This window comes from Bacteroidota bacterium, assembly GCA_008933805.1.
Classification (GTDB): domain Bacteria; phylum Bacteroidota; class Bacteroidia; order UBA8524; family UBA8524; genus SB11.
Map to the genome: position 1 here is coordinate 385,232 of WBUH01000001.1, position 14,288 is coordinate 399,519.

General features: G+C 42.9%; 12 protein-coding genes. 10 read left to right on the forward strand and 2 right to left on the reverse strand.

From position 1 onward, the window contains the following. Positions 1–59: 59 nt before the first annotated feature. Genes F9K23_01780 through F9K23_01795 form a run of 4 tightly spaced genes read left to right on the forward strand, consistent with a single transcriptional unit; the run spans position 60 to position 4,343 of the window. Complete coding sequence (locus F9K23_01780; protein KAB2918895.1) at positions 60–1,400, forward strand: hydroxymethylglutaryl-CoA reductase; 1,341 nt, start codon at positions 60–62, stop codon at positions 1,398–1,400. A 3-nt stretch (positions 1,401–1,403) separates the two neighbouring features. Continuing rightward, positions 1,404–2,324 (forward strand): GHMP kinase, encoded by a 921-nt coding sequence (locus F9K23_01785; protein KAB2918896.1) that lies wholly within the window; start codon positions 1,404–1,406, stop codon positions 2,322–2,324. 4 nt (positions 2,325–2,328) lie between these two features. Then, positions 2,329–3,399 carry a diphosphomevalonate decarboxylase gene (locus F9K23_01790; protein ID KAB2918897.1) on the forward strand — a complete coding sequence of 357 codons (1,071 nt, stop codon included), beginning with the start codon at positions 2,329–2,331 and terminating at the stop codon, positions 3,397–3,399. Between the two features lie 2 nt (positions 3,400–3,401). Further along, a complete protein-coding gene (locus F9K23_01795; protein KAB2918978.1) occupies positions 3,402–4,343 on the forward strand; it encodes a mevalonate kinase in 942 nt (313 codons plus the stop codon). 14 nt (positions 4,344–4,357) lie between these two features. Here the strand turns inward: F9K23_01795 and F9K23_01800 are convergent, their stop codons facing one another. Both F9K23_01800 and queA read right to left on the reverse strand, forming a co-directional pair. Then, positions 4,358–4,798, reverse strand: a complete 441-nt coding sequence (locus tag F9K23_01800; protein KAB2918898.1) for a GNAT family N-acetyltransferase — start codon at positions 4,796–4,798, stop codon at positions 4,358–4,360. 68 nt (positions 4,799–4,866) lie between these two features. Continuing rightward, positions 4,867–5,913, reverse strand: a complete 1,047-nt coding sequence (queA, locus tag F9K23_01805) for a tRNA preQ1(34) S-adenosylmethionine ribosyltransferase-isomerase QueA (GenBank protein KAB2918899.1) — start codon at positions 5,911–5,913, stop codon at positions 4,867–4,869. Between the two features lie 214 nt (positions 5,914–6,127). Here queA and F9K23_01810 point away from each other — a divergent pair, with 214 nt between their 5' ends. The 6 genes from F9K23_01810 (at position 6,128) to F9K23_01835 (ending at position 14,238) form a co-directional block, all read left to right on the forward strand. Continuing rightward, positions 6,128–7,405, forward strand: a complete 1,278-nt coding sequence (locus tag F9K23_01810; GenBank protein KAB2918900.1) for an ABC transporter permease — start codon at positions 6,128–6,130, stop codon at positions 7,403–7,405. A gap of 125 nt (positions 7,406–7,530) precedes the next feature. Further along, a complete protein-coding gene (locus tag F9K23_01815) occupies positions 7,531–7,929 on the forward strand; it encodes a hypothetical protein (protein KAB2918901.1) in 399 nt (132 codons plus the stop codon). 42 nt (positions 7,930–7,971) lie between these two features. After that, the gene (locus tag F9K23_01820) at positions 7,972–10,401 is read left to right on the forward strand and encodes an HAD-IC family P-type ATPase (protein KAB2918902.1); all 2,430 of its coding nucleotides are present in this window, start codon (positions 7,972–7,974) and stop codon (positions 10,399–10,401) included. Between the two features lie 73 nt (positions 10,402–10,474). Then, positions 10,475–10,657, forward strand: coding sequence for a cbb3-type cytochrome oxidase assembly protein CcoS (gene ccoS / locus F9K23_01825; GenBank protein ID KAB2918903.1), 183 nt, complete (start codon positions 10,475–10,477; stop codon positions 10,655–10,657). 227 nt (positions 10,658–10,884) lie between these two features. Continuing rightward, positions 10,885–13,089: a cytochrome-c oxidase, cbb3-type subunit I gene (gene ccoN, locus F9K23_01830; protein ID KAB2918904.1), complete on the forward strand. Its 2,205-nt coding sequence runs from the start codon at positions 10,885–10,887 to the stop codon at positions 13,087–13,089. Positions 13,090–13,251: 162 nt separating this feature from the next. Continuing rightward, a complete protein-coding gene (locus F9K23_01835) occupies positions 13,252–14,238 on the forward strand; it encodes a c-type cytochrome (protein KAB2918905.1) in 987 nt (328 codons plus the stop codon). Positions 14,239–14,288 lie beyond the last annotated feature (50 nt).

Consider the following 14,288-nt stretch of genomic DNA (forward strand, 5'->3'; position numbering starts at 1 on the left):
TAGTGGATTGATTTTTCTCAATTCAAAAAATCTATAAATCATTAAATCAACAAATTGAAATGGAACCCATCAGCGGATTTTCGAAATTATCAAAAGAAGCTAAACTTGAGTGGTTGAGCAGCCACACGGCTGACCCCGAAAAAGCATACGAATTGCTTACAGGGTATTGGCACCGTGATGAGAAAGTGCAAAAACTGCACGACGAGTTTGCCGAGAACACCCTAAGCAATTTTTACTTGCCGTTTAGCGTGGCTCCTAACTTTTTGATAAACGGTAAACTATATGCCGTGCCGATGGCCATTGAAGAAAGCAGTGTGGTAGCTGCCGCAGCTAAGTCGGCAAATTTTTGGATGACACGCGGAGGGTTTAAAACCACCATTATCAGCACCACTAAAATCGGCCATGTACACTTTGCGTACTATGGCGATTGGGAAAAGCTGCTGAACTTTTTTAACGAGATTAAACAACGCTTTTTTGATGAAACCGCACCTCTTACGCACAATATGCGCCAGCGTGGTGGCGGTATTTTAGATATACAGTTGGTAAACAAAACCTTCGAAGAGCCTAACTATTACCAACTGCTTGCAACGTTTGAAACCTGCGACAGCATGGGGGCAAACTTCATCAATTCATGTTTAGAGCAGTTTTCGCGCACCTTGCGTGATGCTGTAAATGCAGATGACCGTTTTACCGAAGCCGAAAAGAACTTTACGGTAATCATGTGCATCCTTTCAAACTACACTCCTGAGTGTATTGTGCGTTCAGAAGTTAGTTGCCCTGTAGAGATGTTGGAAGACGAGAAAAAAGACTACACCTGGCAGGAATTTGTAAAGAAATTTGAGATGGCCGTTCATGTGGCTCGTATTGAGCCATACCGAGCGACTACGCACAATAAAGGTATTTTTAATGGTATTGATTCTGTAGTGTTGGCTACCGGAAACGATTGGCGGGCAGTAGAAGCCTGCGGGCATACCTATGCCGCACGCTCAGGCCAATACCGCAGCTTAACCGATGTGGAAGTGAAAGACGGTATTTTCCGTTTTTGGATTGATGCCCCGCTTGCCCTTGGTGTTGTGGGCGGATTGACCCAATTGCACCCCATGGTTAAGTTCTCACTTGAACTATTAGGACATCCCAATGCGCAGGAATTAATGGGCATAACAGCTACCGTAGGGTTGGCTCAAAACTTCTCGGCCTTGCGTTCATTGGTTACCACGGGTATTCAAAAAGGGCACATGAAAATGCACTTGCTAAATATCTTAAACCAATTAGAAGCTACCGATGAGGAGAAAAAACTGATTGTAAAACACTTTGAACACGATACCGTATCGTACCAAGGTGTAGTACAAAAGTTTTGCGAATTGCGCGGTGTAGAAACCTTAGCACAACTAAAAAAATAATTCATGCAGCACTACCATAGCAACGGCAAACTGTTGTTGTTTGGCGAATACTTTGTATTACAAGGTGCTCAATCTTTATCCATCCCCACCCGTTTTGGACAGGGGTTAACCGTTTCTTCTCAAGCGTTTTTTGTAAAGGGCCTTAACTGGAAAAGCTACGACCATGAAAATAATTTGTGGTTTGAGGCGTTTTTTGATGAAAGGCTGGATATAAAGCACACCACCGATGCGGCTGTGGCGCGCACCCTGCAAACCATTTTGATGGTTGCAAAAGAACAGAACCCCGATTTTTTGAACGAAGCCGATTATTACGAGGCTCAAACACACCTTCAGTTTCCGAGGCATTGGGGACTGGGCAGCAGCAGCAGCCTTATAGCAGGCATTGCGCAATGGGCAAAAGTGGATGCTTTTGAGTTGTTTTTTAACTCGTTTAAGGGCAGCGGGTATGATATAGCTTGTGCAATCAGCGAGCTGCCTGTATTGTATCGGTTAGCCGATAACAAACCTGTTTGGCAAAAAGTAACCTTTAACCCATCCTTTGCTGATAATATCTCGTATATATATCTTGAAAAGAAGCAAGATAGCAGGCAAGGGATACAGCATTTTAAGCAAAAAAGCAGTCTATGGGATAAAGAGGTGGATAAAATATCATCCATCACCCAAAGCGCACTAAAATGCAATGAAGTTGGGGAGTTTATGGCCTTGATGGACGAACACGAAGCTATTGTGGCACAAGCTTTGGAATTGGATAAAGTAAAGGATTTGTATTTTGCCGACTTTGAAGGGAGTGTTAAATCATTGGGAGCGTGGGGCGGTGATTTTGTAATGGCGGTTTCGCATTTACCTTTTAATGAGATAAAGAATTATTTTGAAACCAAAGGTTTTGCTACTATTGTAGCACATACCGATATGATAAAGGGCTAAAGCCATGCAACAGATACAGAAAGAAAATAATAACAATGCAAACGGAGGCAGTTTCACTTGGAAAAGCCCGTCAAACATTGCATTGGTTAAATATTGGGGCAAACACGGCAATCAGTTGCCCAATAACCCTTCTATCAGTTTTTCGCTGAACGAGAGTTTTACCCAAAGCACCCTTGAGTACACAAAAAAAGAAACCGAAGGTTTTGATATCCGTGTGCTGCTTGACGGTGAACACAACGATAAATTTGCAAAAAAGCTGGTAGCATTTTTTGGTAAAATACACGCCGAGCTGCCATTCATCAGCCAATATTCATTCACTTTAAAAACGCATAACTCATTCCCTCACAGCAGCGGTATCGCCTCTTCTGCATCAGGTATGAGTGCACTTTCATTATGCTTGCTATCTCTTAAAGAGTTGTTGGGCACCAAGATGGAGGAAAAAGAGTTTTTGCGTAGTGCCAGCCGCCTGTCGCGTATCGGTTCAGGCAGCGCCAGCCGTTCAGTGTACGGAGGTTTGGTAGTATGGGGAAGGCATAGCGAGGTATTGGGCAGCAGCGATGATTATGCAGTGCCTTATCCGTTTGAGGTGCATCCGGTATTCCAGAATTTTCAAGACACGATATTAATCATTCACGAAGGCAGCAAAAGTGTATCCAGCACTGACGGACACGCATTGATGGATAGACACCCGTTTGCCCGTCAACGATTTGAGGAAGCAAGGAACAACCTTTCTAAACTTATATCGGTGTTGAGGGCAGGTGATTTGCAAGAGTTCGGGACTATTGTTGAAAAAGAAGCCCTGATGCTGCACGCTTTGATGATGTGCTCGGAGCCTCCGTTTATACTGATGAAGCCGAATACTTTGGCGGCCATCACAAAAATTTCAGAATTCCGCAAACAAAATGGGGTTCCCGTTTATTTTACATTAGACGCAGGTGCAAACGTACACGTTTTATATCCCGAAAACGCTAAGGGTGTGGTTATGAAATTTATAGAAGAAGAGCTGGCGGTGTATTGTGAAAATAAAAAGTATATTTGCGACTGCGTAGGAAATGGCCCTGAGCATATTGCCTAATGATTAAAGAATCGCTTTTTTACGCCAAAATATTATTGTTTGGCGAGTACGGAATTATCGAAGACTCGATGGGTCTTTCGATACCTTATAACTATTACAGGGGTAAGATGTCTTTTGACCCTGAAAGTAATCCTGAGTTAGCTGCAAAGTCTAACAGCGATTTAAAAACCTTCCATAAATACCTTAGTGATTTACAAACAACCGGCAGCTTAATAGCTGATTTGGATTTAATGGCCTTTGCTGCCGATATTGATAAAGGGTTGTTTTTTGATTCGAGCATACCCCAAGGATATGGCGTAGGCAGTTCGGGCGCATTAGTTGCTGCTATTTATGAACGCTATGCTACTACTAAGGTAGTTGCTAAAGACAATAGCGACCGCAAAGACTTGTTGATGCTGAAAAGTATTTTCAGCCAGATGGAGTCGTTTTTTCACGGGAAAAGCTCCGGCTTAGACCCACTGATTTGTTATTTGAACATTCCCATCCTAATCAAATCTAAAACTGATTTGGATACCGTTGGCTTGCCCGGAAACGAGGCCCAAGGCCAAGGAGCTATATTTTTGCTAGATACGGGCGAGATAGGCGAAACCCAACCCCTTGTGAGCTGGTTTTTAGAGCAGTGTAAAGAGAAGGGGTTCCGTAATATGGTGCGCACCAAGTTTAAAAAGTATAACGACGAGTGCATACAAGCCTTCTTAAAAGGTGATTACAAACCGTTGTTCGGCAGTCTTAAACACCTTTCACAGTTGTTGTTATCTCATTTCCAGCCCATGATACCTCCTGTATTCCATAAACTTTGGAAAGAGGGGATTGAAAGCAATGCCTACTATCTGAAATTGTGCGGCAGCGGCGGCGGCGGTTTTATATTAGGCTTCACTCAAAACTTTGAGCAGGCCAAAGAAAAACTAAAAGGCTACAACCTTGAGGTGATTCACAGGTTCTAATAAGCCGTTTTTCTTTACTGTATTTTCATTTCCATTCGGTACAGGTCAAAACCTTTTGCCCAATAATCTTTAACGGTTTCCATTAGCGTAAAACCTTGTTTTTCATAGAATGGGTACACCAATTGTGTAGTCCGCACTTCAATGGTTTTTATATTCGGGTGGGTTTTAATTTGCTCAATCCTGTATTGAGTTAATTTGCTGCCAAAGCCTTTTCCATGTACATCAGGGCTAACCATGTCCCACGATATCCGCGCAGTAATTCCGTCTTCCATAAAATTAATGCCTCCGGCGGCTACTATGGTGTCGTTTTCTTCAAGTACATAATAGCTGTGGATGTGCTGCTGTAAATAGTCAATGTAATCTGCCTCCTCTTCAGGCGCAAAAAACAGTGGAGTGTTTAAGCGTAATAATCCCAATAGGGCATCTGTATCGGCAGGGGTAAATTCTCTAATCATAACAGTATAAAAACAAACAAGCCCGTTGCAGGTATTGCAACGGGCTTGTGGTATAAGAGCTTAATTTGTTACAATATCAACATAGCATCACCGTAGCAAAGGAAGCGGTATTTTTCTTTGATTGCTTCTTTGTAGGCTTCCATTAAGAAATCATAGTCAGCAAATGCAGCGGTTTGCATTAGCAAGGTTGATTCTGAAGGGTGGAAGTTGGTGATAAACGCGTTTGAAATTTTGAAATCGTAGGGAGGAAATACAAACTTATCCGTCCAGCCGCTTGAAGGGTTCAAACGGTTCATAGATGATACCGATGATTGCACGGCACGCATTACTGACGAACCCACCGCAACGATACGGCTTTTGTTATCAATGGCTTGGTTTACAATATCTGCCGTTTTTTGACCGATAGTGTAATTTTCAGAGTCCATTTTATGTTTGGTAAGGTCTTCAACCTCAACCTCTCTAAATGTACCCAAACCAATGTGCAGGGTAACATCGGCAAACTTTACTCCTTTGATTTCAAGACGCATCATCAACTCGCGAGAGAAGTGCAAACCTGCTGCCGGAGGAGCTACTGCACCTTCTTCGGTAGCAAAAATGGTTTGGTAGCGGTCTTTGTCGTCTTTTTCAACGTCACGACCCAAGTATCTTGGTATTGGGGTTTCGCCCAGTTTTTCTACAAGGTTTCTAAACTCTTCGTCGGTACCGTCAAACAAAAAGCGGATGGTACGACCGCGTGAGGTAGTGTTATCCACTACTTCGGCTACTAAATCATCGTTACCGAAGTATAGTTTATTACCCACCCTTATTTTACGGGCAGGGTCAACCAATACGTCCCATAAGCGCAATTCGTTGTTTAGCTCACGTAGCATAAACACTTCAATTTTTGCACCTGTTTTTTCCTTATTACCGTATAAACGTGCAGGAAACACGCGGGTATTGTTTAAAATGAATACATCGTTTTCATCAAAGATGTTAAGAATGTCTTTAAACAATTTGTGCTCAATAGTTTTTGTTTTGCGGTCAAGAACCATTAGGCGCGATTCATCGCGATTAGGAGCAGGGTGTTTAGCAATTAGTGATTCGGGTAGGTTGTACTTAAACTGAGATAACTTCATCTAACTCTTGGGGTTTAGTGTGCTGCTATTCAGGCGTTTTGTAGTCGATAGACTATACTTAGCCCGAAATTAAAGCGCGCAAATATAGTGTTTTAGAATTTTAATAACAATTTTACAGAACGATGATATAATAAAATCCCTATCTCGACAATTAGCCGTCCTTTGTCGATACCCTAACCCTATTTGAAAAACAAATTGTTTTCCTTTGTATGGCATGAAACGTTTGCGGCTATTTATAAGATTATTAGGCGAAAGTACCATTTTTGCCTTTCAGGCATTGTTGCTCAACAAGCTGCGCACTTTCCTTTCTATTTTGGGTATCACCATAGGCATTTTTGCCATTATCATGGTGTTGTCTATCACCAACTCATTAGAACGTAATATAAAAGACAGTATAAACTCATTAGGTACGGATGTTATTTACGTGCAAAAGTGGCCTTGGGGTTCTGACGACGGCGGCGAATACAAGTGGTGGAAATACATGAACCGCCCCAAGCCTCAGATACGTGAATTGTCAACCTTACAAAAAGCATTCACGGATAACAATACTGTGATGGCGATGGCTTTTATGCAATCCATATCTGGCAAAACCATTAAATACTTCTCAAACAGTTTGCAGGATGTGGATGGTATCGCCGTATCGCACGATTATGCAGTGGTAAATAACTTTGAGTTAGAATACGGCCGTTACTTTTCTGAGTTCGAATCAAAAAGCGGCAGCCCTTGTGTAATTATAGGGTACGATGTGTACGAAAACCTTTTTGGTAATTCTGACCCGGTAGATAAAGAAGTGAATTACATGGGACGCAAAATGCGTGTAGTAGGGGTGGTAAAAAAACAAGGTCAAAGTGTTTTAGATATCGGGCTGGATGGTACAGTGATTGTTCCGGTAAATTGGTTGGCACAAGTGATGAGTTTGAGCGATAACCGCAGCGATCCGATGATTATGGTGCGTGCAGCTGAAGGCGTGCCTATGGATGCACTTGAAAATGAATTGAAAGGTAAAATGCGTTCAGTACGCAGGCTAAAACCAACCGAAGCAGACAACTTTGCACTGAATAAAATCACCATGATTTCAAGCCAGTTAGAGGGCTTGTTTTGGGCAGTAAACGTTGGTGGTTTCATTATCGGTATATTCTCGGTGTTGGTGGGCGGTTTTGGTATTGCTAATATTATGTTCGTATCTGTAAAAGAGCGAACCGGCCAAATAGGCATTCAAAAATCATTGGGCGCGCGCAATTCGTTTATCCTTGTTCAGTTTTTAACCGAGGCAGTAGTATTGTGTTTGCTGGGTGGATTGATAGGGGTAGGCTTGGTATTGGTGCTTACCAAAATAGCGGGTGCCGTATTAAATTTTAACCTGTTTTTGTCTATGGGGAACTTCATATTAGGTACTAGTATGTCGGTAATCATCGGCATCATCTCAGGGTTCATTCCTGCATGGCGGGCATCAAGGCTCGACCCTGTAGAGGCTATCCGTAGTAAAATATAAAATCTACAGCGTTTCGTTTTTCTTTTTCGGTATCAAAGTCATTTTAAAACATGACGGATGTCATAATCATTGCTTCTGCGTGCAGGTAATTTTGCTTGCTGTAAACCATAGTAAACAATACTCGTATGACAACCCAAGCAAAAAGCAATCGCAAACATATTTCTGATTTACATTTTGAAAATAAGGTACACTTTAATGAATTGGTATTTTACAGGCAAGAGTTGGAACTGTTGAAAAACCGTTTGGAAGAGTTGGCGGCCCGTAACACAAAAACGGAGGTGGCAGCTCGTATTGAGCAGTTTCAGAATCAGTTTATCAGGCAAGAGGAAGTAAATGATGAATTGCGCCATAAAATAACCGTGCATCAGGAAAAACTGGTTAATTATGCCAAAGAAAACCCGGTGGCCATAGATAGGGTGTTGTTTGATAATAACGATGAGCTGGCCAATGAGATAGTTCGTTACGGAGAACTATACAAAGAAATGAGAGACGGCTTTTACCGTTCTGTAGCCGAGTGGTTATAGTCCACGGCAAATTCAATCTAACAACCCTAAACAAATTTTCACATGTCTTCAGTACTAAATGCCACTAAGCAGGCAGTACTTTGTTACCACTGCGGCGACGAAGTAAAGAACGGAGCTTTGCACTACGATGAAAAATCGTTTTGTTGTGATGGTTGCAAAACCGTGTACAGTATTTTGCAACAAAACAACCTGTGCAATTATTACAACATTGAGCAAACGCCGGGTAATGCTATAAAAACAGCGATAAGCGAAAGCAAGTTTGCGTTTTTAGAACTGCCTGAAATACAAGAACAGCTACACGATTTTAATGATGGTAAAACCGCAAGGGTAACTTTTTATATCCCTGCGGTGCATTGCAGCTCGTGTATTTGGTTGCTTGAGAAACTATACCGCCTCAATGCGGGTATCACTTCGTCACGTATTGATTTTGTACGTAAACAATTATCCATCGTTTATAAGCCTGCTGAAATTTCGTTAAAGCAACTAGTAGTGCTGCTATCTCAATTGGGCTATGAGCCTTTGTTGAGTTTGAACGATGTGGTGAAGAAAAACGATAAAAGCACTCAGCGTTCACTTATCAAAAAAATTGCAGTAGCAGGCTTTTGTTTTGGCAATATTATGCTGTTGAGCTTCCCCGAATATTTTGGGTTTGATAGCTATTCGCGGCAAAACTTCCCGCTGCTTTTCAATGCCCTCAATATTGTATTGGCATTACCCGTGTTCTTTTACAGCGGGTGGATGTACATCACATCGGCCATAAAAGGCATTCGCAGCCGCTACATAAATATTGACGTTCCTCTTGCATTGGGTATCGTTGTATTATTGGTTCGCAGCTTGTACGAAGTGATTGCAGAGGTGGGTCCGGGTTATTTTGATACCTTGGCCGGACTTATCTTCTTTTTGTTGGTAGGCAAGTGGTTTCAAAGCCGCACGTATGATTTTTTATCGTTTGAGCGAGATTACAAATCCTACTTTCCATTGGCCGTTACTACCATCGTATCGGGTAAAGAAAAATCAATCCCCGCAGGGCAAATACAAAAAGGCCAACGCTTGCTGATACGCCACGGTGAGTTAATTCCTGCCGATGGTATTTTGATGCGAGGCACTGCCAGCATTGATTACAGCTTTGTAACGGGAGAGACCCAACCCATTGATAAGGTACTGGGCGAGGTGGTGTTTGCAGGCGGCAGGCAAATGGGTGCCGCCATTGAAGTTGAAGTGGTGAAGGAAGTATCGCAAAGTTACCTTACCCAATTATGGAACAACGATGCGTTTAAGAAAGTCGATACCAGTCGCTTGGTTAGCTTTTCTGATACCGTAAGCAGGTATTTTACAATCGTATTGATTACCCTTGCCATTGGTACAGCATTGTTTTGGTTAGTAATGGGCGATGGGGGCAAAGCATGGGGTGCATTTACCGCCATACTTATTATAGCCTGCCCTTGTGCACTGGCTCTTTCTACCCCGTTTACAATGGGCAATGCATTACGCATTTTGGGCAAGAACCGGTTTTACTTAAAAAACTCGGCAGTAGTTGAAAAAATAGCCCATACCAACCACATTGTGTTTGACAAAACAGGCACATTAACCCAAAACAACGGTCAGCAAATAACCTTCACAGGGGTTTTAGGTGAGGATGAAAAACAGTGGATTGCAGCCATCACCAAAAGTAGTGCGCACCCATTGAGTAGGGGGATATACGAAAATCTTATGCTAACCAACCCTCCACAACCCGAAAGTTGTGAAGAGGTGGCAGGTAAAGGAATGTACGGTGTGGTTGAAGGTAATACTGTTTTGATTGGAAGTGCTTCGTTTATGGGAATTGCTCCCACAAAAGAAAACGCAGGCTCTTTTGAGGCAACCACCACCAAAGTGTATGTGCAGATAAACAATGTACCCAAGGGCTATTACACCTTTACCAATAAGTACAGGCAAGGTGTAGAGCCACTTACAAAAGAGTTGGACAACGATTATGAGTTGCACGTGCTTTCAGGAGATAATGATGGTGAACGGGAAGCTCTTACCCAATGGTTTAATAGCCGTAACCTTCACTTTAATTGTAAGCCCCAGCAAAAGCTTGATTTTGTGCAAAGCCTGCAAACCGGTAATGCACAGGTAATGATGATAGGCGACGGCTTGAACGATGCCGGAGCATTGAAGCAAAGCGATGTAGGCGTGGCGCTTACGGATGAGGTGAGCAATTTTACCCCTGCTTGCGATGCCGTACTGGATGCAGTTGAATTGGAGCGCTTTCCTGTGTTTTTAAAATTCACGAAGCGTTGCGTAACGGTTATTCACAGCAGCTTTGGAATATCGGTGCTGTATAACTTGGTGGGATTGTACTTTGCGGTGCAGGGCACTATGAGCCCGTTGGTGGCTGCTATACTTATGCCATTAAGTTCAGTAACGGTAGTGAGCTTTACCACTGGTTTAACCAACATTTTTGCAAAACGATTGAAGTTATTAAAATAGCTTTTAGCTATTAGCGGTTGGCCTTTAGCAAACAAGTCAACAGCTAACAGCCAAAGGCCAAAAGCCATAAAAAATGACTGTAATATTTATATTGATTGGATGCAGCCTTGTATTGGCACTGGTGTTTTTAGGTGCCTTTTTTTGGAGCATTAAAAGCGGCCAAAACGACGACCTTGTTACACCCGGCTACCGCGTACTTTTTGAGGACGACAATAAAGAACAGCAAGCTGAACAACCTGAGCCGACTGTGCAATGAGGTTGTAAGGTAAGTGCACACAAAAAATAAATTGACTATACGGCGTGAAGGCAATACGAATGTGCCTTTGCGCCGTTTTGGTTTTTATTCAGAGATAGGTCGGTGAAACCTGACCAAAGTCATATATCGGTTTGATGACCGTCATTTTAATCACCTGCCCGTAATGGCAACTTTGCCCCTGTGTTTAGTGCGCTTTGCACACAATAACCTAAAAAATAAGACCTTTTATGAGCCAGGTAGAAAAGTTTAACTACGACAACCGCATCGTCCGCAATTTTATCATTGCAACGGTGGTGTTTGGTATTGTGGGGATGACTGTAGGGCTATTAATTGCCTTTCAGCTCGTTACCCCCAACCTTAATTTAACCCAGTACGGAACTTTCGGGCGTATCCGTCCGCTGCACACCAATGCAGTAATTTTTGCCTTTGTGGGCAATGCCATTTTTGCAGGGGTGTACTACTCGCTGCAACGATTGCTTAAAACCCGTATGTTTAGCGATGCCCTAAGTAATATTCACTTTTGGGGTTGGCAGTTAATTATTCTCGCCGCGGCCATTACCTTACCATTAGGTATCACCACATCTAAAGAATACGCTGAACTTGAATGGCCTATAGATATTGCCATTACACTGGTGTGGGTAGTATTTGGTATAAATATGTTCGGTACCATACTTAAACGCCGTGAACGACATCTGTACGTAGCCATTTGGTTTTATATAGCCACTTTTGTTACTGTGGCTGTTTTGCACATAGTAAACAGCTTCGAGTTACCTGTAACCTTCTTTAAAAGCTACTCATGGTATGCCGGTGTGCAAGATGCGCTGGTGCAATGGTGGTACGGACACAATGCGGTTGCGTTTTTCTTAACCACACCGTTTTTGGGACTGATGTATTACTTCTTGCCTAAAATGGCAAACCGTCCAGTGTATTCATACAAACTTTCGATACTTCACTTTTGGGCACTGATATTTATCTATATATGGGCGGGCCCTCACCACTTGTTATACTCTTCGTTACCAGATTGGGCACAATCACTGGGCGTTGTATTCTCAATCATGTTGATTGCTCCTTCTTGGGGTGGAATGCTAAACGGTTTGCTTACCCTTCGCGGGGCTTGGGACAAAGTGCGTGAGGACCCTTTGCTTAAATTTATGGTGGTAGGTGTTACTGCCTACGGTATGGCCACTTTTGAAGGCCCCATGCTTTCGCTTAAAAACGTAAACGCTATTGCACACTTTACCGATTGGATTGTAGCACACGTACACGTGGGTGCGTTGGGCTGGAACGGTTTCTTAACCTTTGCCATGCTGTACTACATCATCCCTAAAATTTACGGTACCAAGTTGTACTCAGTAAAAATGGCTTCTACCCACTTTTGGTTGGGCACATTAGGGATTTTGTTCTATGCAATTCCGATGTACTGGAACGGTTTTACACAAGGTATGATGTGGACTTACTTCACTCCTGACGGACGTTTAGAGTTCCCTAACTTCTTAAGTACAGTAACCCAGTTAATTCCAATGTATGCGGTGCGCGGTATAGGTGGCGCCTTATACTTATCAGGTGTGTTCTTGATGACTTACAACTTGGTGAAAACTGCAAAAAGCGGCAGTTTGGTTGCCAACGAAGCCGCTGAAGCGCCTGCACTTGAAAAGAACTTTGTACCACACGGCAGCGATGGTTACTGGCACCGTTGGGTTGAACGTAAACCCATGCAAATGTTGTTCTGGTCGTTGGTAGTGATTTTGATTGGTACTGCTATTGAGTTAGTTCCTACCTTCTTGGTAAAATCAAACGTACCTACTATAGCCAGTGTAAAACCTTACACCCCGCTTGAATTGGAAGGCCGCGATTTGTATATACGTGAAGGTTGCAACAACTGCCACTCACAATTAATACGCCCTTTCCGTAGCGAAACAGAACGTTACGGCGATTATTCAAAATCTGGTGAGTATGTGTACGACCATCCTTTCTTGTGGGGTAGTAAACGTACCGGACCCGATTTGCACCGCGAAGGTGTGGGTAGCTTGAAAAAGGGTGACGATTGGCACTACAGCCACTTGATGGACCCACAGTCAACCTCGCCGGGTTCTATCATGCCTAAATACAACTGGCTGGCTACTCAAGCGCTGAATACAGAGAACACTGCTGATAAAATTAATGCAATGCGCAAGTTGGGAGTGCCTTACCCTGCCGGTTATGAAAATGAAGCAATGGCCGATTTGCAAAAGCAAGCCGACAGCATTGTAGTTTCATTAAACAAAAGCGGTATTGCCGGTGAAACCGATGACAACGGTAACACGATTACCCCACTTAATAAAACAGAAATAGTAGCCATTATTGCCTACCTGCAACGTTTGGGTAAAGATGTATCGCCCGAGGCTTCGCAAAGCTTTCAAATGAGTTTCCAACGTCAAACCTCACAAAAATAAAACCCTAAGCCATGTTTAAGCAGTTTTTAAAAGTAGTTGAAGGGGCCGATTTCTATATGGTTACTTCGTTTCTCATCTTCCTTATGTTTTTTATCGCTGTTACCGTTTGGTTATTAAGGGTTGATAAAGACTATATCGAACGCTCGAAACGGGTACCCTTGAATGATGAAGGCGGAAATCAATAATCACCAAAAAAGAGAATCGTTTATGAAAAAGTATATAAAATACACCTTGCCTGCGTTGTTTGCTTTGACAGTTTTGCCTGCCACAGCTCAGCAACTGGGCAGCCCTGATGAGCCGTTTACAATGAGCAGTATGATTAGCGGCATGGGCGATACCTTATTATATATTGTTTTGGGTATATCGTTGCTAATGCTGCTAATGGTAACCTATGTGTACTTTGCAGTACTTAGGTTACGTAACAAGGTGCTTTCTGAAAGCGACCCATCATACGCAGCTAAAGTTCCACAATCTACATTAGGTCTTATTTTCCATGTAAACCCCATAACTACTGATAAAGAGCGAATGCTCGACCACCAGTACGATGACATACAAGAGTTGGATAACCCCATCCCTCGTTGGTTTATGGTTTTGTTCTACAGTACTGTGGTGTTTGGAGTTATTTACTGGATTAATTACCATGTACTTGATAGCGGGAAACTGCAAAACGCAGAATATGTGGCGCAAATGGAACAAGCAAAGCAAGATTATGAGTTGTACCTGAAAACCGCCGGTGACAAGATTAATGCTGAAACAGTAACCCTGCTGACAGACAAAGACGGAATAGCCAAGGGACTGGAGTTGTTTGCTAAAAACTGTGTGGCTTGCCACGGTAAACAGGCCGAAGGAACAAACATAGCTCCTAACCTTACCGACGAATATTGGATACATGGCGGCGGAGTTAAAAACGTATTCAAAACGATTACCGACGGTGTAGAGCTGAAAGGTATGAAGAGTTGGAAAAAAGAGTTTTCTCCGGTACAAATACAGCAAATAGCCAGTTATGTGTTATCGCTGCAAGGCAGCAAACCCGCCAATGCTAAAGAACCCCAAGGGGAGAAGTGGACGGAAGGGCAAACAGCTCCTGCCGCCCCTGCTGACTCAACAGCAAAAGATACCGCTAAGACTACTTTAACATCAATGCGATAAGCAGATTAAAATACTCACTTGCAGCAATGCAAGTGCTTGGCCGGGTTGCG